18 protein-coding genes are annotated in these 21,591 nt (G+C 36.2%); 17 read left to right on the top strand and 1 reads right to left on the bottom strand.

Features of this window, described 5'->3' with window-relative positions; genetic code table 11:
• Positions 1-5: 5 nt before the first annotated feature.
• The 12 genes from CACET_RS16045 to CACET_RS16000 all read left to right on the top strand — a co-directional run bounded on the left by CACET_RS16045 (position 6) and on the right by CACET_RS16000 (position 14,070).
• On the top strand, positions 6-1,181 hold the full coding sequence (locus tag CACET_RS16045; RefSeq protein ID WP_044824179.1) for an HpcH/HpaI aldolase/citrate lyase family protein: 1,176 nt from the start codon (positions 6-8) through the stop codon (positions 1,179-1,181).
• Positions 1,147-2,556 (top strand): phosphoribosyltransferase family protein, encoded by a 1,410-nt coding sequence (locus tag CACET_RS20260; protein ID WP_044824178.1) that lies wholly within the window; start codon positions 1,147-1,149, stop codon positions 2,554-2,556. Before CACET_RS16045 ends, CACET_RS20260 begins: the two co-directional genes overlap by 35 nt.
• Complete coding sequence (locus CACET_RS20255; RefSeq protein WP_044824177.1) at positions 2,553-3,653, top strand: cysteine protease StiP family protein; 1,101 nt, start codon at positions 2,553-2,555, stop codon at positions 3,651-3,653. The genes CACET_RS20260 and CACET_RS20255 overlap by 4 nt, the downstream gene beginning before the upstream one ends.
• A complete protein-coding gene (locus tag CACET_RS16030) occupies positions 3,653-4,480 on the top strand; it encodes an HAD family hydrolase (RefSeq protein WP_044824176.1) in 828 nt (275 codons plus the stop codon). Before CACET_RS20255 ends, CACET_RS16030 begins: the two co-directional genes overlap by 1 nt.
• A gap of 379 nt (positions 4,481-4,859) precedes the next feature.
• Positions 4,860-5,258: an IS200/IS605 family transposase gene (tnpA, locus tag CACET_RS16025; RefSeq protein WP_044826404.1), complete on the top strand. Its 399-nt coding sequence runs from the start codon at positions 4,860-4,862 to the stop codon at positions 5,256-5,258.
• Between the two features lie 4 nt (positions 5,259-5,262).
• On the top strand, positions 5,263-6,360 hold the full coding sequence (locus CACET_RS16020; protein ID WP_201774978.1) for an RNA-guided endonuclease InsQ/TnpB family protein: 1,098 nt from the start codon (positions 5,263-5,265) through the stop codon (positions 6,358-6,360).
• 71 nt (positions 6,361-6,431) lie between these two features.
• Positions 6,432-7,574, top strand: a complete 1,143-nt coding sequence (locus CACET_RS16015) for a YibE/F family protein (protein ID WP_082139070.1) — start codon at positions 6,432-6,434, stop codon at positions 7,572-7,574.
• 201 nt (positions 7,575-7,775) lie between these two features.
• Positions 7,776-7,940, top strand: a complete 165-nt coding sequence (locus CACET_RS20610) for a hypothetical protein (protein WP_158386113.1) — start codon at positions 7,776-7,778, stop codon at positions 7,938-7,940.
• A 2-nt stretch (positions 7,941-7,942) separates the two neighbouring features.
• Positions 7,943-10,420, top strand: coding sequence for a heavy metal translocating P-type ATPase (locus CACET_RS16010; RefSeq protein ID WP_044824174.1), 2,478 nt, complete (start codon positions 7,943-7,945; stop codon positions 10,418-10,420).
• 654 nt (positions 10,421-11,074) lie between these two features.
• A complete protein-coding gene (locus CACET_RS19990; protein WP_158386111.1) occupies positions 11,075-11,317 on the top strand; it encodes a zinc ribbon domain-containing protein in 243 nt (80 codons plus the stop codon).
• 7 nt (positions 11,318-11,324) lie between these two features.
• The gene (locus tag CACET_RS16005; protein WP_044824173.1) at positions 11,325-12,698 is read left to right on the top strand and encodes a two-component system sensor histidine kinase NtrB; all 1,374 of its coding nucleotides are present in this window, start codon (positions 11,325-11,327) and stop codon (positions 12,696-12,698) included.
• 19 nt (positions 12,699-12,717) lie between these two features.
• Positions 12,718-14,070: a sigma-54-dependent transcriptional regulator gene (locus CACET_RS16000; protein ID WP_044824172.1), complete on the top strand. Its 1,353-nt coding sequence runs from the start codon at positions 12,718-12,720 to the stop codon at positions 14,068-14,070.
• A gap of 39 nt (positions 14,071-14,109) precedes the next feature.
• On the opposite strand, the gene CACET_RS15995 is transcribed toward CACET_RS16000, so the two are convergent.
• On the bottom strand, positions 14,110-14,691 hold the full coding sequence (locus CACET_RS15995; protein ID WP_044824171.1) for a 5-formyltetrahydrofolate cyclo-ligase: 582 nt from the start codon (positions 14,689-14,691) through the stop codon (positions 14,110-14,112).
• Between the two features lie 237 nt (positions 14,692-14,928).
• Here CACET_RS15995 and ftsE point away from each other — a divergent pair, with 237 nt between their 5' ends.
• From ftsE to uvrB, 5 genes are all read left to right on the top strand, one after another.
• A complete protein-coding gene (ftsE, locus tag CACET_RS15990) occupies positions 14,929-15,615 on the top strand; it encodes a cell division ATP-binding protein FtsE (RefSeq protein ID WP_044824170.1) in 687 nt (228 codons plus the stop codon).
• On the top strand, positions 15,605-16,528 hold the full coding sequence (gene ftsX, locus CACET_RS15985) for a permease-like cell division protein FtsX (RefSeq protein WP_044824169.1): 924 nt from the start codon (positions 15,605-15,607) through the stop codon (positions 16,526-16,528). The genes ftsE and ftsX overlap by 11 nt, the downstream gene beginning before the upstream one ends.
• Before the next feature lie 21 nt (positions 16,529-16,549).
• On the top strand, positions 16,550-17,683 hold the full coding sequence (locus CACET_RS15980) for a murein hydrolase activator EnvC family protein (protein ID WP_242846898.1): 1,134 nt from the start codon (positions 16,550-16,552) through the stop codon (positions 17,681-17,683).
• Positions 17,684-17,972: 289 nt separating this feature from the next.
• Positions 17,973-19,187 carry a S41 family peptidase gene (locus CACET_RS15975; RefSeq protein ID WP_052661297.1) on the top strand — a complete coding sequence of 405 codons (1,215 nt, stop codon included), beginning with the start codon at positions 17,973-17,975 and terminating at the stop codon, positions 19,185-19,187.
• 429 nt (positions 19,188-19,616) lie between these two features.
• Positions 19,617-21,590, top strand: a complete 1,974-nt coding sequence (uvrB, locus tag CACET_RS15970; protein ID WP_044824168.1) for an excinuclease ABC subunit UvrB — start codon at positions 19,617-19,619, stop codon at positions 21,588-21,590.
• The last annotated feature ends 1 nt before the right edge of the window (position 21,591 follow it).

Raw genomic sequence — 21,591 nt, 5'->3', positions numbered from 1 at the left:
ATATTATGAGGTACTTTGATTATTTAAGTCATGAAAAAAAACAGGCGATTTTTTATTCTTTGCCCAATGCCTTTCAAAGAGATAGTGAAAAAGAGCTATTGGCTTATGCCTTGGGGGCATTGCTATATATGCCAGTAACAAGAGAAGGAATTGCTGAAGAGATCATTAGTGCTAAACACACAGGATTAATATCTATGGTGCTTTGCTTAGAAGATGCTATAGGAGATCATGAAATCCATAGAGCTGAGGAAAAACTCTATCATCATTTGCAAGCATTACATTTGGCTGTGAAAGAAAAAAAGATGGATGCTGCAAAGCTTCCACTTATTTTTGTGAGAGTACGGAGTGTAGAACAGATGGAGAAAATTATGATGATGGCAGGTGAAGTCTTCTATCTTATAACAGGATTTGTCTTTCCTAAGTTTTCTCAACATAACGGCGAAGCTTATTTTCAACAACTAAAAAAGCTTAACCATAAACTTCAAATTCACTTGTATGGCATGCCTATTTTAGAAGCCCCAGAGATCATTTATAAGGAATGTAGATTGGAAACATTAGGGGCTATAAAGAAGGTGCTGCATCAGTACAAGGACTTGGTATTAAATATACGAATTGGTGCCACTGATTTTTCAGGTTTGTTTGGTATTCGTAGAAGCTATGATCTGAGGATCTACGATATCGCAGTTATTCGAGATTGTATTGGAGATATTGTCAACTTCTTTTGTCGTGCAGAAGAAGGCTATGTTGTTTCAGGGCCGGTCTGGGAATATTTTTCAAAGGCTGACAGAGTCTTAAAGCCGCAGCTTCGGCAGAGTCCCTTTGAAGATACTTATGGGGCTAAGGGAATTAAGATTCGTGCTCAAATGTTGGATAAATACTTGGATGGCTTGATTCATGAGGTTTTATTAGACAAGGCCAATGGATTGACAGGAAAGACCATCATCCATCCAAGTCATATTATTCCTGTACAAGCCCTTCAAGTGGTAAGCCACGAAGAGTATACAGATGCTTGCAGTATATTATCCAATAATAATGGAGAATTAGGCGTTGTAAAAAGTCAATATGCCAATAAAATGAATGAGATTAAGCCCCATATTCACTGGGCAAAAAAAATCATATTAAAATCTAGAATTTATGGGGTGTTTCATGAAAGAAAAAACTTTACAAACTTGCTCACTTGAAGAATGGAAATTTAGCATTGCTCATGACTTTCATTTAACTATTGAAGTCCAACATAATCCCTATAAAATTCCTCACCATAGACTATTTTCTATGGCAGCTCGGAAAAATTTAAATAGACGTTTTTTATTTGTCAGTAAAATACTAGGGAAGCACATCCCTGTGCCTCCTTCTATTTCTTTATTAGGGGGGGCAGCTTTGGCGGCAGCCCATTTGGAGACAGTCTATGGAAAGAAAACGGCTTTGATGCCAGCTATTATAGAGGCGATTATACAGGGAAAGAATTGTGAAGAAACCTACCAACTGATGAAAAAAAATCCTTTTTCATTACCGGAACCAACAATCTTTATAGGTTTTGCTGAAACTGCAACAGCATTAGGACATGCAGTTTTTGATTGTTTTTCTCATGGAGGCACCTATATTCATACCACCCGTGAGAGGATTCCAGAAATGGAATCATTGATCAGTTTTGAAGAGGAGCACTCCCATGCCACTTCTCATCGATATTATTCTATAGATGAGAATTTATTAAAATCTTCAAATCCTATTGTATTAATTGATGATGAAATAACCACAGGAAAAACTGCACTGAATTTTATCACTGCCATCCAAGAAAAATACCCTCGAAAAGACTATGTGGTAGCATCTCTTTTAGATTGGCGCTCAGAGGAAGATCGGCAGAGGTTTCGTTTCACAGCTTCTCAATTAGGTGTAGGTATTCAAACAGTATCTTTGATCTCAGGCAGGATTCGGGTTGAAGAGTCAGTGAATAGAGAATTAGCAAAGACGAGGTTTTCAACAAATAAAAAAGAAGTTTTATCTTACGAGCCTCAGGTGAATATACAAAAATTATATTTTGATGATCTTTTCTCCAATAAATTACCCTTTTCTTCTATAAATGCTTTGGGTGAAAAAAATGAAACACCTTATTTATTGGAAACTGGGCGATTTGGTATAACATCCAAGGATAAAAATACTATCGATGAAGCGGCAAAAGCCATTGGCAGTGCTTTGGGAAAAATGAGAAAAGGAAAAAATACTCTTTGTCTTGGAACGGGAGAATTCATGTACCTGCCCATGAGAATTGCCGCTCATATGGGGGAGGGAGTAATGTACCACTCCACCACGAGAAGTCCTATTTTCCCAGAAAGAAAAGAGAATTATGCTGTACAAAACGCTTTTTCCTTTGAAAGTCCTGATGACCCTGAGATTATAAACTACCTTTATAATATTCCCTACGGTTATTATGACGATCTTTATTTATTTTTTGAAAGAGAAACCAAACTAGATGGGCTCAGACCTTTAGTGGAGGTATTAAAGAAATTGGGGATTTTTCACTTGTACTTTGTATTTTGCTTAGGGAGGAAGAACATATGAGTCAACCAGCACCTCTAGGGAGTTATTCCCATAAAGATGTTGTTTTTTTGTTAAAGGACCTCAGCGGTATGATACTGGAACAGGGTACTAAATATAGAGAACAGGAAATCCAGCAGGGAAAACATTATTCTGAGATGTTGCCTATAGAATATAAGCCTTCTGATGCTTATATGGACTTATTCTATACTTCTTTAGAAGCATCAGCAAAAAAGCTAGCTGTAGCAGTGGCTATTGTTTCAGAAAAAATTATAAAAAACAGGGGTAAGGATATTACATTGGTTTCTTTAGCTAGAGCAGGTACCCCCATAGGTATATTGATCAAACGGTATATTTTGCAAAAATATGCTGTAGACTTGCCTCATTATAGCATCTCGATTATTCGGGGAAAAGGGATAGATGAAAATGCTCTGCACTACATTTTAAAAAATCACCCCTCAAAAAAAATCCAGTTTGTTGATGGATGGACGGGCAAGGGGGCTATTACTAAAGTATTGACAGAATCCTGCAACGCTTTCAAGGAAGCTTATGGCATAACCGTAGAAGATGACTTAGCAGTTCTTGCGGATCCTGGACATTGTGTAAGCACCTTTGGTACAAGAGAAGATTTTTTAATTCCAAGTTCCTGTTTAAATGCAACTGTCTCTGGATTAATCAGTCGTACAGTACATCGAGAAGATTTAATTGGGGCAAGGGATTTCCACGGGGTGAAATACTATAAGGAACTAGAGGAAGAAGATGTATCCAACCTTTTTATTGATAGAATCTCTACTGAGTTTTCCGAAGTGATCATGGAGATGGACAAATATCCACAGTTAGATCTTCAACATGAGGTTAGTTGGGCTGGTTGGAAGGACATAGAGAAAATACAGAAAAAGTTTCATATAGAGAGCATTCATTATATTAAACCAGGGATTGGAGAAACAACCCGGGTACTTCTTAGAAGAGTTCCTTGGAAGGTATTGGTGAAGACAAAAGATGACCCCGCCTTAGAACATATCTTTCTGCTGGCGAAAGAGAAAAATGTGCCTGTGGAAATATTTAACGCTATGACCTACAAATGCTGCGGGTTGATTCAATCCCTAAGGGGGGGTTCGTAGTGTTATTTGCTTCTGATTTAGATGAAACTTTAATTTACAGCGGAAGATTTTTACAAGAGGATTGTTTAAAAACTTCGGAAATTCGTTTAATAGAGACAAAGGATGGTAAGGCAATAGCTTATATGACAGAGGCGGCTATAAAAACATTAAAAAGTCTTTCCCAGAAGGTGATTTTTGTACCAGTCACCACCCGTAGTATAGAGCAGTATCAACGAATTACCCTTTTTCAAAAGGAAATCCCTCCTCAATATGCTATTGTCAGCAATGGAGGCAATCTTCTTATTGATGGAAGTGTTGATGAAGGCTGGAATACTTTGATCAGAGAAAAAGTCAAAAAGCATTGTTTACCTTTAAAAGAAATACTTGTAAAATTTAGGGAAATTCACCCAGAGGATTGGGTGACTTCTCAGAAAATGGCGGATGATTTATTTTGTTATGCTATTGTTGATCAAGATCGCCTGCCACAGGAGGAGTTATGTAGATTTATAGAGTGGTTAAAGGAAAACCACTGGGAGGGATATTTACAGAGACGGAAATTATACTTTGTTCCAAAGGTTGTGAATAAAAAAGATGCGATTGAATATCTAATCAATCATATTGATACTGATTTTACTGTGGCAGCAGGGGATTCTCTTATGGATGTAGGTATGCTTAAACAGGCAGATTATAGTATTACACCTCTCCATGGAGAAATAGCTAGGCTTTATCAGAAAGACATAGATAAAGAAGAAAAAATACAGGTTACTTCGGCTACAGGGATTTTGGCTTCAGAAGAAATATTGAAAAATATTGAGAATTTAATTGCTTGCTTTCAAAAATTGGCATAAATATTGCATAATTAATCTTGTACTATGGTTAAAATTGAAGATAGAACATGTTATACTATATAGATAGCCAACTACAAAGCTTAACAAAATGCAGACCGTATGCATTTGCAAGAAATGATTACAATGTTCAATTTTGAAACTGCAGGAGGGTGTATTTTGTTAAGGTATAAAATTGGTTATCTATAAAAGGAAAGGGGTTAAAGCTGTATAAAAGATAGGAGGAACTGAAAAATGAAGAAACTTGCTTATATTTTAGTCCTTATGATTTTGTTCATTACAGTAAATTCGCCTGAAAGCCCACGGTTTCAATCGTGGGATGAAAGGCGTTTCTTTTAATCTTCTTGTTGCAGTTTCAGTTTAAAACTGATACTATAAATATATGGGACAAGATTATAGAAGAACACAAACAACAGTATCTTTAATAAACTATCATTTTGTTTTCTGTCCAAGGTACAGACGTAAAGTTCTAGTTGGAGAAGTTGAAATAAAATTTAAACAGCTTCTCAATGAGATTTGTAAAGACATTGAAATAGAAATTTTGGCAATAGAATGTGATAAAGACCACTGCCATCTTTTTGTCAATGCACTTCCTCATTTAAGTCCAGCAGACATAATGGCAAAAGTGAAAGGAGTGACTTCTCGATTATTAAGGCAGGAATTTAAACATCTGCGACATTTGCCAAGTCTTTGGACAAGAAGCTATTTTGTATCTACCGCAGGAAATGTATCAAGTGAAACTATAAAACGATATGTTGAAGAACAAAAAACAAGGGGGTGAAACAATGCAGATAACAGTAAAATTTAATATTATTTTGACAAAAGAACAAGTACAACTAATAGAATCTATATCAAAAGAATATATCCATACTGTTAATAGCCTTGTTTCATCTACGCTCCAATCAGAAGAAAGAGTAAAGCTATCATCTAAAGATGTTTTTGCAAATATGCCAAGTGCAGTGAAAAATCAATCTATTAGAGATGCCAAAAGTATCTGTACTAAGTACAAGAAAGCTATCAAGGCTAATTCCAAACTGCCTACTGATAAACAAAAAGTAATCAATGTAGCTACCCTTAAAAAACCTGTCTGTATATGGAATAATCAAAATTATTCACTTAAAGACGGTATTCTTAGTTTTCCCGTTATTATAGATGGGAAATCGCAGCGTATTCAAACTAGAACTATCATGACAGACTATCAGCTAAAACAACTAGAAGGTCATTTGGGAGCATTGCGTATAACTAAGAAAAGCAATAAATATATCGCTCAAATAAGTGTTGAAAAAGTATCTCATATAGTTAAAGGTGATGTTGTAATGGGTGTTGACTTAGGCCTAAAAGTTCCTGCTGTAGCTGTAACCGATTCAGGAAAAACGTTTTTTTTTGGAAACGGTAGGCAAAATAAATACGTCAAACGTAAATATAAAGCGAAACGTAAAAAACTTGGAAAAGCCAAGAAGCTTAAAGTCATTAAAAAGCTTGATGATAAAGAACAACGTTGGATGACAGACCAAGACCACAAAGTAAGTAGAGAAATAATTAATTTTGCAGTAAATAATAATGTTTCTGATATTCGGCTTGAAAAATTAACGAATATCAGAAACACGGCAAGAACAAGCCGTAAAAACGAAAAAAATCTACATACATGGTCATTCTATCGTCTAGCTCAATTCATAGAGTATAAGGCACTATTGAAGGGGATAAAGGTTGAATATGTTGATCCTAAATACACTTCTCAAATATGCCCTGAATGTAAGAAACTAAATAAAGCAAGAGATAGAAAATATAAATGCTCCTGTGGTTTTAAAACACATAGGGATAGAGTAGGTGCTATAAATATAATTAATGCACCTGTAGTAGATGGTAAAAGTCTACTAGCCTAGGGTACTATATGTACTGCTCTAGGAGGGGTAATGGCATACCCTAAGCTTGAGGTCATACTCCGATAGCAGAAATGTACTTCGGTTTAATCACTCAAGAATCCCACTGCTTTAGCTGTGGGAGTGTCAAGATAGGAAGCAATCCTGTTTTTGCCGATTCTTTGCAAAAAGAACCGGTGATTGAAAGGGCTAAGGTATTAAATGTACAGGAATTAGCAGAGGATGCTTTAGAAACTGACTTTTTTACAGAGAGTATGGTAGTCAGCCTTGAAGTTCTTTCGGGGGATTATAAGGGGCAGCAGTTTGAAGTAATTCATAGTCTTACAGGAAGCTTTAGCTATGATATTCTTGTTAAGCCAGGAGATAAAGTATTAGTAACGATAGATGATATGGGAAATGGTGTGGTAGATGTTTACATTTCTGAGTATTTAAGGGATACTTATATATATCTTGTGCTTGGAATTTTTGTTGCTTTGTTGATTTTGGTGGGGGGCTTTAAAGGCTTAAAAACAATGCTTACCTTGATTTTAACCATTGTATTGATATTAAAGGTATTATTGCCGGGTCTATTAGCAGGTTATAACCCTATCCTACTGACGATTGCGGTATCCTTTGTAGTTACTTGTATGACTATGCTAGTAGTAGGAGGTATGAATACAAAAAGCTATGCTGCTATTATTGGTGTATTAGGTGGTGTATTTATAGCAGGATTGATTGCTTATGTTATAGGCTCAAAAGTAAGCCTAACAGGACTATCTAACGAAGAAGCTATGATGCTGATGTACATTCCACAGGGAGTAAACTTCGACTTTAGGGGTCTATTATTTGCTGGAATTATTATGGGAGCCTTGGGAGCTGTGATGGATGTAGGTATATCTATTGCCTCCAGTATGGAGGAGATCAAAAGTCTCAACCCCAACATCTCTACAAAGGCATTGATTCAATCAGGGATGAATATCGGCAAGGATATTATGGGAACCATGACCAATACCCTTATCTTGGCCTATACAGGCAGTGCTATTCCCCTATTGTTACTATTCACTGCTTATCAAGATCCTTTGGTAAGGATCATTAATCTTGATATTATTGCTACAGAAATTATAAGAGCCTTTGCCGGCAGTATTGGTTTATTACTATGTATTCCTTTAACTGCTGTGGCGGCAGGTGTATTGACAGAAAAAGCAGATAAGAAGAGGAATGAAGAAAAAACAGTGTAGAAAAAACTCTATGCTGTTTTTTCGTTAGATGAAATTTAAAAAGAGAATCCATTTTAATGGATTCTCTTTTTAAATAAGTTTTTAAAATAACAGTTGATTATTATACCCACAGGGGGTATAATATACCTAAGGGGGGTAGGGTGTAATGCATCGTTATCTACTTATATATTTATATTAAAAGAAGTTAAGGAGGGTATCTATATGAATGATCTAATTATTGTTGCTTTAGTAGCAATAGGGATATACTTTATGATAAAGAGGGGTGGATGCTGCGGAGGACATAGTAGCAAAAACCAAGCTACAAGTAGTAAAAAGACTAGTTGTTGTGGCAAGAATCATGAAATAGATGATGGAGGGGAGCGGTAAGCATGGTACAGGCAAATAATATAGAAAAAGTAACTTTTAAAATTCAAGGTATGTCTTGCACCAGTTGTTCAGCAGGGATAGAAAGAAAGTTAAATAAAACAGAAGGAATTTTAGCAGTGAATGTTAATTTTGCTGTAGAGAAGGCCCAAGTAGAGTTTGATAAAGATAAAATTACTTCAGAGGCTATTGCGGCTATCATTACCAACTTAGGTTATACAGCTTCAATAGAAACAGAAGGTCAACAAGAGAAGAAAACCTTCAAGGTTCAGGGTATGACCTGTAGTGCATGTGCAAATCGTGTAGAAAAAGCCCTTAATAAAATAGAGGGAGTTACCTCTGCTAATGTTAACTTTGCTGTAGAGAAGGTGACCATAGAATATGATCCGGCAGTGATTCGGTTAGCGGAAATGAAAAGAAAAGTTTCTTCGTTAGGTTATGAATTAATTTTAGAAGAAGAAGTAAAAGAAGAAGTCGATGAAGACGAAATAAAGGTAACGAAGGCACAAAAAAACATGACAACATCACTTATCTTCACAGGTGCTATTATGGGGTTGATGATGATTCACATGTTTATACGACCTATTCCAGGTTACTTTCTAATGACAGTAGTGTTAGGTTTTCCTATCATATTTGGTACGGGATTGCATGTTCATAAAGCAAGCATTAAAGCCTTAAAAAATAAAAGTCCTAATATGGATGTTTTGGTGACATTAGGTTCTTTACCTCCCTACTTAATTGGTTTACTAGGTTTCATTTTCCCAATACAAACCTTTATAGAAATGGCTACTACCATTATGAGTTTACACTTAGTTGGAAAGTATTTAGAGGTTCGTGCTAAAGGAAGAGCTTCTCAAGCCATTAAGAAACTCCTGCAAATGGGAGCAAAAACAGCAAAAATTATTGTAAATGGAGAAGAAGTTGAAGTATCGGTAAAAGAACTACAGGTGGGGGATATCATGGTAATCCGCCCAGGAGAAAAAATTCCTACCGATGGTATTGTAGTTGAAGGGAACAGTTTGGTAGATGAATCTATGGCTACTGGAGAATCTATGCCGGTAAAAAGAGAAGCAGGACATGAGGTAATTGGTGCTACTTTAAATAAACAAGGACTTCTAAAGGTAGAAGTAACGAAGGTAGGAAAAGATACCTTCTTATCACAGGTAATAAAAATGGTGGAGGAATGTCAAGGCTCTAAAGTGCCGATACAGGAATTTGCTGATCGAGTAACAGGATACTTTGTTCCTGTAATTATTCTACTAACCTTAGGAACTTTTGCTTCCTTTAACTTATTCCCTGACTTCCATAGGGGGATTATTGAATGGGGTGCAAACTTTTTACCATGGGTAAATCCAGACTTAACGCCTCTCACATTGGCATTTGTTACTTCAACGGCTGTTCTAGTTATCGCTTGTCCTTGTGCCTTGGGACTAGGAACACCGACTGCTTTAATGGTGGGAAGTGGTATAGGAGCAGAAAAGGGAATTCTAATTCGTAATGGTGAGGCAGTACAAACTTTTAAGGATGTAAAGGCCATCGCCTTTGACAAAACTGGAACCATCACTAAAGGTAAACCAGAGGTCACAGATTTAATAACGGTAGAAGGTGTTGAGGAAAAAGAAGTGCTTTATTTTGCTGGAAGCATTGAAAACGGTTCAGAGCATCCATTGGCCCACGCTATTGTAGAAAAGGCAAAGGACCAACAGATTTCTTTAGGAGAAGTAAAGGATTTTCAGGCTATCGTAGGAATGGGTGTAGTAGGAAAGATTGACGGCGTAAAGATTCTAGTAGGTAATAGAAAGCTGATGCAAGAAAATAAGATTGCTTATGAAGCTTATGAAGAGGAACTGGTTCGATTAGAGGAAGAAGCTAAAACTGCTATGCTGATGGCTCGAGAAAATCAACTGTTAGGCATCGTAGCAGTGGCAGATCCTTTAAAAGAAGATTCAATTGCCGCCATAAGAGAACTAGAAGCTATGGGTATTGTAACCGCCATGATTACAGGAGATAATCGCAGAACAGCTGCTGCTATAGGTAAGAGAGTAGGGATTAGTCATGTGATTGCTGAGGTACTACCAGATGGTAAAGTAGAAGAGGTAGTCAGGCTCCAAGAAAAATACCATACAGTAGCTATGGTGGGAGACGGTATCAATGATGCTCCAGCATTAAAACAGGCCAATGTAGGTATAGCCATCGGCACGGGAACAGATATTGCTATTGAAGCTGCTGACGTAACTTTGGTTAGGGGAGAACTTAGTGGGATTATATCTGCTATTAAACTATCCAAGGCTACCTTTAGAAAGATAAAACAGAATTACTTCTGGGCATGGTTTTACAATGCATTGGCGATTCCAGTAGCAATGTTTGGCTTGCTGCATCCGATGATTGGTGCAGCCGCTATGTCTCTCAGTTCTTTAAATGTTGTATATAATTCTTTGAGATTAAAGAAAGTGGATATTGAACCAAGTTATAAAAAAGCATAATAGACTTTTGGGTGATAGAAAAATATCCCTGTACCACTTACTGGTACAGGGATATTTTAGTGTTTAATCATAACAACATTAATGGCCTTTACTAAAGCATCTACTCGATCACCTTCTTTAAAACCAGCATCAAGCAAACTATCTTTCGTCAACACGGACGTAATGCGAGGCGCTTTCTCACCTCAGCCGCCAACTCACATAGTGATTTGTGCCATGATACCATCCTGTTTAATACTCTCGATTTCACCAATCAAACTATTTCTAACACCAGCCTCCATCATACACCTCCTAGCTATTTCATAATAAAGTATCATAGGCTACAATTATTACCAAAACTCTCTTGAACTGTCATCCTTCGACTCCGCTTTGCTCCACTCGGTATGGAAAATTATGGTTTAAGTTAACGCTAATGAATAAAGTATAGTAAAGTTTATACTATATAAAGATTCTATATTTAATATAATCATTATAGAAAGAATCTATACATTTAACAGGACTACAAAAGAACTTTGGCATAAGAATTGCAACGAATTATAGAATAGAGATAAAGGTTTATTTAATATAGGAGTGGAGATATTTAGTAGTACTAAATCCCACCAGGACTGTAGCATATGATACAATATAAGAAGGGACTTTAAAGAGAGGATGATAGACGTGCCTATCATAGCATGTATCGGGATATCAATATTAATATATTATCTGCTGCTGGGGAATATGGCGTCGAAGGAAGTGGAAAAAATATATTGTAGCAAATGTAATAATGAAATAGATTCTTCTTATGAGGTATGTCCTCATTGTAGTGAAAGACTAAAAGAATCCTGTAGTCAATGTAAGAATAAGATAGATGTAGAATGGCGATATTGTCCTTATTGTGGAAATACTAAGAAAAATAGGTGATCATTGAATGAATCAAGAAAAAAAGTCAAAACTATTTATTGTTTTTTTAATTTTAATTATTACTGCTTTTCATTATTTTACTGGCTCTCAGCGCTGGGTGCTGCATGACTTCTTTAGAAGATTATACTACTTACCTATTATTTTGGGGGCTTTTCAACTTCGATTGAAAGGTGGACTCATCGTTTCTGCTGTAGTAGTTTTATTATTTGCTCCTCATCTAGTGATATATTTTGGAGAAATCAACCTAGAGGTAATTAATCAATTTTTAGAAATAGGTATGTTTATGATTATAGGGTTGATTACAGGATATTTAGTGGAGAAGGACTATAAAAGAAAAAAGTTATTAGAACATCAAATTGTCAAGTTAACAGACCTTGAAAACTATACCTATAACATTTTAAATAGCATTGATAGTGGGGTGATTGCTTTTGACAGTGAAGGCAATATCACATCCACCAATAAACAAGCGGACAATATATTAGGTAAAGATCAAGCTATAAAACAATTTTTTCAACAACATCAATTATTAAAAGAAGTAAAAAAAGTGTTGCAGGAGGAAAACAAAGGTTTAAAGAAAGAAATTAGCTATCTCAAAGATGAGGATAAAGAAATTCATTTAAATGTCACCTTGCACCCTTTAAAAAATATTTCTAATAGGACGCAAGGAGTTGTAGCAGTGGTAGAGGATTTTACCGTGATAAAAAAATTGGAGACACAAGTTCGTAGAGGGGAGCGACTGGCGGCGATAGGGCAATTGGCCTCTGGCATTGCGCATGAGATTAGAAATCCACTAGGTATCATAAAAACTATTAGTCAAACCCTTCAGCAGGAGATGAAGGAGGAAGACCTTAGAGAAGGCTTAGAAATCATAGAGGATGAAATCGATAGAGCCAATAGAGTGATTAAAGGGTTGTTAGATTTTTCAAGACCGAATAAAATACAGGTAAAAAAATTTGAACTCGGTGATCTATTAAAAGAACTTCTAAGAATTACTAAAAAATTTGGAGAGCAGCAGGGGGTAGATATCAAACTTAACGTAGGTAAAGCGGTGGAAGTAGAAGGAGATACAGACAAGCTAAAGCAAGCCTTTGTAAACATTATTTTAAATGGAATTCAGGCTATGGAAACGGGGGGCAAATTGGAAATATCTGTAGATGATTTAGATGGTCAATGGGCTATAATTACCTTTAAGGACGAAGGTCAAGGAATAGAGAAGGAAGTGTTAGATAAAGTTTTTAATCCTTTCTTTACTACAAAAGAAACTGGCAGCGGTTTAGGCCTATCGATTACTCACAGAATCATTGAAGAACACCAAGGAAAAATAGAGATAGATAGTAAATTGGAAGAAGGCACAGAGGTAAGGGTGTTGCTGCCTCTATGATAATAAGGAGGGATGGCTGTTGAAAAGAATATTGGTAGTCGATGACGAAAAAAATATGCGTTGGGCTATAAAGAAGGCTCTTGAGAAGGAAGCCTATAAGATTTATGAAGCGGGGAATGGGTTGGAAGCTATAGAAAAGTTTCAAGAAGAAATGCCGGACCTTATATTAATGGATTTAAAAATGCCTAAAATGGAGGGTATGGAGGCATTAAAAAAGATAAAGGAGATCAGCGAGAAGACACCTGTGATTATGATTACTGCCCATGGTACGATGGAATCAGCTGTTGAAGCTATGAAGATAGGGGCCTTAGATTATATTTCAAAGCCCTTTGATATAGAGGAACTTAAGGTGACCATTGCCAAAGCTTTAAAAGTAATGGCGTTGCAGGAGGAAGTAAGTTATCTTCGGGAAGAGCTGGAAAAAAATACAGGTAAAACCATTATTGGCACTAGCCCTCAAATTCAAGAGATACTGAATATAGTTGAGAGGGTAGCCAGTACCAATGCCACGGTATTGATATTAGGTGAAAGTGGTACAGGAAAAGAAGTCATTGCTAATGCCCTGCACTATAGTAGCAATCGTAAACAAAAACCCTATATAAAGGTGAACTGTGGAGCAATTCCAGAAAACTTAGTTGAAAGTGAATTGTTCGGTTACGAAAAAGGATCTTTTACAGGAGCCACTGCTAGAAAAATAGGTAAGTTTGAAAAAGCAGATGGAGGGACCATTTTCTTAGACGAAGTTGGAGAATTGGACTTATCTATGCAGGTAAAACTTTTGAGGGTATTACAGGAGAGAGAGTTTGAAAGAATCGGTGGTAATGAGAGGGTAAAAGTAGAGATTAGGGTAATAGCAGCCACTAACAGGGATTTATATAAGATGGTGGAGGAGGGAAGCTTTAGAGAAGATTTATATTATCGACTGAATGTGATACCTATTAAACTCCCCTCTTTAAGAGAAAGGAAAGAAGATATTCCTTTATTAACCGATTATTTTCTACAAAAATATAGTCAGGAAGTCGGCAGAAAAAACTTAGTCATTAGTGAGGAAGTAAAGAAAAAGTTACTAAATTATCAATGGCGTGGAAATATTCGTGAATTAGAAAATGTAATAGAAAGAATGGTTTTATTGGGACAAGGCAACATCATTACAGAAAAAGACCTTCCCTACGAAATTATTCAAGAGGAAAAAACTGAAGAAATTTATCGTCTGCCTAAAGAGGGCCTTTGTATAGAAGAATTAGAAAAAAATCTCATCCTTCAGGCTTTAGAACGAACAGAATATAACCAAACGAAAGCTGCACAATTGCTGGGCATGACAAGACATACTTTGCTTTACCGTATGGAAAAACACGAAATCAAAAAGAAATAGTTTTTTCAAATCCTATTTCTTTTTGATTTTTACTTTAATTTATTGTCTGTTTTTTTTACAATCCATAAACTGCTTTTCTGTAACAACATATTCAACAGGGAAATCGTATTCATCTGTAGGAGCTTCCTCTATAAGCTGGACTTCGAAGGCTAAAGCAACGGTAGGTGTGTTAGGAGCAAGTCTAGGTAAAAAGCGATCATAGTATCCCCCGCCATAGCCTACACGATATCCCTGCGGATCAAAGCCTACACCTGGAACAATCACTAAATCTAATATTTGCGGGTCAACAGGTCGTATAGCTCCTTCTATTGGTTCTAAAACCCCAAAATTTCCTATTTCTAAATCTTTTTCCATGTCAAGTAGCTCTGAAATAATGAGCTGCTTTGTTTCGGGAACAGTTAAAGGAATAAATACTCTTTTTCCTCGATTAAATAAGTCCTTAATCATTTCTTCAGTACTAACTTCATTTCGGAATGCAAGATAAACCATAACATTGTTTGCATTACTATAAGCAGAACTGGATTTTAGTTGTTGAAAAGCAGAAGCACTTTTATGTAATATTTCTTCCTCTGTCAAGCCATCCCTTTTTGCCAACAGTTCTTTACGCATAACTTTTTTCATAACATAACCTCCTTTATTTACCAATACCAATACAATTGTACCATAGTTTTGGAAATCAATTCAATTGAATTTATGTTGCAATTACTGTTATAATAAAATAGTATTTAAAATCGGTAAGAAAAAAAGATAAAAAGCTGTAAGGAATAGGAAAATTTTACTAGAGTTTTTTGCTATTTATAGCAGGAAATCGCCGGTTGATGTCGAATGTATAAATAGTTAAACGGGAGTTGATGATTTTTGATTCAATTAAAAAATGTGACTAAGGTATATAATAAAGGGATTCAAGCACTAACAAATACTAATTTAACAATTGAAAAAGGTGAATTTGTCTTTTTAGTAGGACCCAGTGGTGCAGGAAAATCTACCTTCATTAAACTATTATTAAAGGAAGAGGAACCTACTGAGGGAAATATTATTTTGGATGGACAAGACATTACAAAGCTGTCCCGAAGAAAAATCCCTTATCTGAGAAGAAATATAAGTGTAGTTTTTCAAGACTTTAGGTTATTGCCAAATAAAACTGTATTTGAAAATATAGCTTTTGCAATGGAGGTAGTTGAGGCATCACCTAAGGAGATACGCCGACAAGTACCTATGGTATTAGCTATGGTTAATCTAAGTGATAAAGCAAAACAATATCCCCATCAGCTTTCAGGGGGAGAGAGACAACGGGTTTCTATAGCCAGGGCCATCGTTAATAATCCAGCTCTTTTGATTGCTGATGAGCCTACCGGGAACTTAGATCCAGAAACTGCTTGGGAAATTATGAAGGTATTAAAACAAATTAATAGAAGAGGCACAACGATTTTAATGGCTACCCATGCTAAAGACATTGTAGATACAATGCAACAACGAGTTGTTGCACTGGAAAAAGGTAGGATTGTTAGGGACGAGCATAGGGGGGCATACGGTTATGAAGATTAGAACAATTAGTTATATATTTAAACAGGGCTTTATAGGAATATGGCGTAATAAAGGTATGAGTTTGGCCTCCATCAGTTCGGTGGCGGCGTCTTTAGCAGTATTAGGCATTATTATTACGGTAGTAATGAATATCAACAACCTTTCTTATATAGCACAAATGCAGTTTGACACGATCCAGATTTATTTAGAACAGGAAGCAGCTATAGAAGATATTGAGGAGTTAGGTGGACAAATTACCTCGATGCAGGGAGTGCAGCTTGTAGAGTATGAATCCAAAGAGGATGCATTAAAAAAGCTGAGGGAACTATGGGGAGAGCAAGGTTATTTACTAGAGGTTTTAGAGGAAAACACCCTGCCAAGTTCCTATATTATTCACTTAGAAAGTCTAGAAGCAGCTGAAGATGTGGTAAAGGCATTAGAAGAAATACAAGTCAGACATGAATTAGAAGAATTAGAAGTGATTGAGGAAATTAAGTATCATAAAGATATTGTAGATAATATGCTAAATATGGCTGGTTTTGTTAGAAATATTGGGTTAGCTTTAATTGTAATCTTGATCTTAGTGGCTATGTTCATTATTTCTAATACAATTAAACTAACTTTAAATGCTAGAAAGCAAGAAATTAATATTATGAAATATGTAGGTGCTACCAATTGGTTTGTACGCTGGCCTTTTTTAATTGAAGGCATGGTGTTGGGCTTTATTGGAGCTATTGCAGCACTAGCTGTGGTTTATTATGGCTATCAATACACATTTGAATTGATCACAACGAAATTTTATGTAATGCTTAGTTCTTATGTAGTTTCAGTAGATGTTATGATGAACAAAACTATACCAATATTTAGTGTGCTAGGTGTAGGTGTAGGAGCTTTAGGTAGTATCTTTTCCTTAAGAAAGCACTTAAAAGTTTAGAAAAAAGAGGGGGGACAAGTAGTGCTGAAGAAGAAATATGGTATTGGTTTGATGATCATAGCTTTTGTAGTTATATCTACGCTATCGACCTTCGCTAATGAAACCAATAGAATTAACAATCAATTGAACAATATTAATTCCCAACAAAACCAAGTAAATAATGCAATAAAGCAAAATGATCAGCAGCAAAAAAGCATTGCAGAACAACTAGAACAATTAGAAGTAGAAATTGCAAAAACAGAAGGTGAAATTGAAACAATACAAGGTGATATAAGAAGCACTGAAGGTAAAATAAGTACAGTTACAAGAGAACTTGTAGAGGCGGAAGAAAATATTGAAGATAAGCAGGATCTATTAGGACAGCGTCTTCGGGTCATATATAAAAATGGTTCAGTTGGTTATGCAGAAGTGCTGTTGAATTCCCGAGATTTTACAGAATTACTTACGAACCTTGATATGGTAAAGCGAATTGTTGATCATGATGTAGAATTATTAAAGTATTTAGAAGAACAAAAAGCTTTGATCGAAGACAAAAAAGCACAGCTGGAAAATCAAAAAAGAAAGCTGGTTAGTTTGAAAAATAGTGTAGAAGATAAGAAACAGCATCTGGTGGTTTCTAGAGGACAACAGCAGCGACTTAGAGAAGAACTGCAGCGAGATAGAGTACAGCTGACGAAACAGCTAGATCAGCTGGAAAGAGAATCCAAAGCTTTGGAAGATCAACTTAGAAAGCTGCAATCCAGCGGACAGTATGTTGGTGGCAAGATGCAATGGCCGGTGTCGGGATATACTAGAATTTCTTCTCCTTACGGCAATCGTGTACACCCTATTTTAAGAACACAAAGATTCCACTCAGGGATTGACATACCAGCCCCTACAGGCACCACTGTTGTAGCGGCAGCAGATGGTAGAGTTGTTTCTTCAGGAAACCAAGGTGGTTATGGTAGAACCGTTATTATTGATCATGGTGGCGGTATACTAACACTATATGCCCACAATAATAGACTTGTAGTGTCGGTGGGTGCTCAGGTGAAAAGAGGACAAAAAATTGCTGAAGTTGGAAGTACAGGATTATCCACAGGTCCACATCTACACTTTGAAGTTAGACAAAATGGTAAAGTTGTAGATCCTATTCCTTGGGTAAGAGGAAACTAAATAGACCAATAATAAAAGTCAAGGTATCTATTACCTTGGCTTTTACTTATATATAGCTAACATAGGCCTTCACTCAACCCTATTATTTCTAAGATTTCCTCGCCAACTGTCATCCTTCGACTTCCCTTTGCTTTCCTCAGGATGACAAATTATAATTTAAGTTAACGCTGGTGATATAGATAAAGGGACTATCCAACTTTAAAAGTTTTTTTACTTGATGTATAATGAAACAGTATAAATAATAAAATAGTAAAATGACAGGTCTAGAATGTTAAGAGGGGAGATAGCTATGATAAGTAAAAGAAAAGCTTTAGTAGGAGCCATTATTCTCATTATAGTAACCACAATACTTAATGCAACACTGGGAAATTTAATTGCTCTGCCGCTGGGACAGAAGGTGCTGATTTCAAGGGATACTTATGAGTATTATAGAGATTTGGGAGGAGAGTATGGTAAACTCCTTACACTAAAAGAATTTTTAACAAAAAATTATTATAAAGAAGTAGATGAAGAAAAATTATTAGAATCAGCCATCAAAGGCATGTTTCAAGGGGTGGAGGATCCCTATACTACCTATATGACAGAAAGAGAATTTACTGACTTAATGACGAGAACCCAAGGTACTTATGGTGGTATTGGTGTTATTATAACACCAGGAGAAGATGGTTTTGTAACGGTGGTATCGCCTATAGAGGATACTCCTGGAGAAAGAGCTGGAATTGCTACCGGTGATAGAATTATTACTGTAGATGGAAAAACTGTATCAGGAGAGCAGTTGGATTTAGCTGCTGACATGATGAAGGGAGAACCTGGTACAAATGTGATCTTAACCCTATGGCGTGAAGGGAGAAATGAGCCCTTTGAAGTAACACTAGAAAGAGAGGAAATTCGTTTAAGAACTGTTAGATCAGAGGTGCTGGAGGGCAATATAGGTTATGTGCGAATATCGATGTTTGATGAACAAACAGCTAATGACTTTAGAGAACATATCGGTGAATTAGAAAAACAAAATGTTCAAGGATTAATTATTGATTTACGAAACAACCCTGGAGGTTTGTTGAGCCAGTGCTTAGAAATTTCTGATATGATATTGGGAGAACAAGTAATTGTTTATACAGAAGATCGTCATGGCAAAAGAGAAATAGAAAAGTCTGATAAAAAGCAAGTAGATCTTCCACTAGTAGTGTTAGTAAATAAGGGAAGTGCCAGTGCATCTGAAATATTAGCAGGCGCCGTCAAGGATGGAAATAGAGGTGTAATTCTTGGTACTACCACCTTTGGCAAGGGCTTAGTGCAGCAAGTAAAACCACTAAATGATGGAACAGGGTTTAAATATACAGTTTCTCAATATTTTACTCCTAATGGAACCAATATTCATGGTACAGGTATCGAACCAGATATAGTAGTAGAATTGCCAGAGGAATTAAGAAATGAAGTGACTATAGAGAGGGATCAAGATATACAGTTAGAAAAAGCCATGGAAATTGTAAAAGAAAAAATGTAAAATTAAGTTTGTAAGAAAAGTCTCTGAAAATAGGGGCTTTTCTATTGCACTTATTTAAGGAATCAAGATATCAAGATATAAAGACAAGCCATTGACAGAAAAATCATAGAGGAATATAATAAGGTTATCGAACGACTGTTCTGAAAGGGGAATTTTACTACTTAACAGGATGATTTTGTTGTGATACCCTTATATAGATGTGGGTCTGTAAAGATAGGGAGACTATGGCTTTTTCCCTATAAAACGAAAACTTATAAGACATAAATATATCATAGGTGTTAATTTAATACAATTATTTCTAAAAATCACTTGAACCGTCATTTTGCTAATTCTAAGATCCTTCGACTACGCTTTACTCCACTTAGGATGACAAATTATGGTTTAAGTTAACGCTAATGATAAATATATAGAAGTGAGAGGGTTTTAGCTATGGAGAAGTTTGAAATCAGCTCCCAGTATAAACCTACGGGAGATCAACCAAAAGCGATTGAAGATTTGAGCAAAGGAATTATAAAGGGGTTAAAACACCAGACTTTGTTGGGAGTTACAGGCTCAGGAAAGACTTTTACGATGGCAAATATTATCCAAAAGGTTCAAAAGCCCACGCTAGTAATAGCCCACAACAAAACTTTGGCTGCTCAATTATGCAGTGAGTTTAAAGCGTTTTTTCCTAATAATGCGGTAGAATATTTTGTTAGTTACTACGATTACTATCAACCAGAGGCTTATGTGGCCCATAGTGATACTTATATAGAAAAGGATGCATCTATTAACGATGAAATAGATAAATTGCGGCACTCTGCTACTTCAGCTCTTTTTGAGAGAAGAGATGTTATTATCGTTGCCAGTGTTTCCTGTATCTATGGTTTGGGAGACCCGGAAGAATATAAAAGTCTGGTGGTTTCTTTAAGGACTGGAATGAATAAAGACCGAGATCAAGTATTAAGACAGCTGGTAGATATACAATACGAGAGAAATGATATCAACTTTGTAAGGGGAACCTTTAGAGTGAGAGGAGATGTTGTGGAGATTTTTCCTGCATCTTCTTCAGAAAATGCTGTAAGAATAGAGTTTTTTGGAGATGAAATTGACCGGATCACAGAGTTGAATGCTCTGACAGGAGAGATTATAGGAAGAAGAAGTCATATTTCTATTTTTCCTGCTTCTCATTATGCTACCAGTATTGATAAGGTAGAAGGGGCGATTCAAAAAATAGAAAAAGAGCTAGAAGAACAAGTAAAGTATTTTAAAGAGCAGGACAAGTTGATAGAAGCTCAAAGAATTCAGCAAAGAACCATGTATGATATAGAAATGCTAAGGGAAGTAGGATTTTGTCAAGGAATAGAAAACTATTCAAGGCATTTAACCGGAAGAGCAGCAGGCAGCAGACCCTATACATTATTAGATTATTTTCCGGAAGATTTTTTAATCATTACCGATGAATCCCATGTTACCATTCCTCAGATTAGGGGTATGTATGGAGGGGACCGTTCTAGAAAAGAGTCTTTAGTAAACTTTGGCTTTCGTCTGCCATCAGCCTATGATAATAGACCTTTGAATTTCCCTGAATTCGAGGGATTAGTAAATCAAATCCTATATGTCAGTGCTACGCCAGGTCCTTATGAATTAGAAAAAAGTCAGCAGGTGGTGGAGCAAATTATTCGTCCTACGGGACTGTTGGACCCAACTGTAGAGGTGAGACCTGTCAAAGGACAAATTGATGATTTGGTGGGGGAAGTAAATCAACAAATAGAAAAAGGTAGGCGAACTCTGATCACTACTTTAACGAAGAAGATGGCGGAGGACTTAACCAACTATCTAAAAGAAATAGACATCAAGGTAAGATACCTTCACTCAGATATAAAGACGATGGAGAGAATGGAAATTATACGGGATTTAAGGATGGGGGTTTTTGACGTATTGGTGGGTATCAATCTTTTAAGGGAAGGCTTGGACTTACCTGAGGTTAGCTTAGTAGCCATCTTAGATGCAGATAAAGAAGGTTTTTTAAGATCAGAAACCTCCATGATCCAGACTATTGGTAGGGCTGCAAGAAACGTTGAAGGAAAAGTAATTATGTATGGTGATAAGATAACCAATTCTATGAAAAAAGCTATGGAAGAAACAGACAGAAGAAGAGAAATTCAATCAGAATACAATAGGGTACATCATATTACACCTAAGTCTATAGAGAAAAAGATCTATGACGTTATAGAGGCTACGAAGGTGGCGGAAGAGGATGGCCAATACACAGTACAGAACAAGAAAAAATATACTAAGGGTGAATTAGAAAAGATGATAAAATCTCTAGAGAGTGAAATGCTCAAGGCTGCGGAGGTCTTAGAATTTGAAAAGGCAGCTCAACTGAGGGATGAGATAGAAGTTTTAAAGAAACAACAATGAT

Source organism: Clostridium aceticum (genome assembly GCF_001042715.1).
Classification (GTDB): Bacteria; Bacillota; Clostridia; order Peptostreptococcales; family Natronincolaceae; genus Andreesenella; species Andreesenella acetica.
The sequence above is the reverse complement of the archived record's forward strand: the minus strand, read 5'-3'. Positions and strand labels throughout refer to the sequence as shown.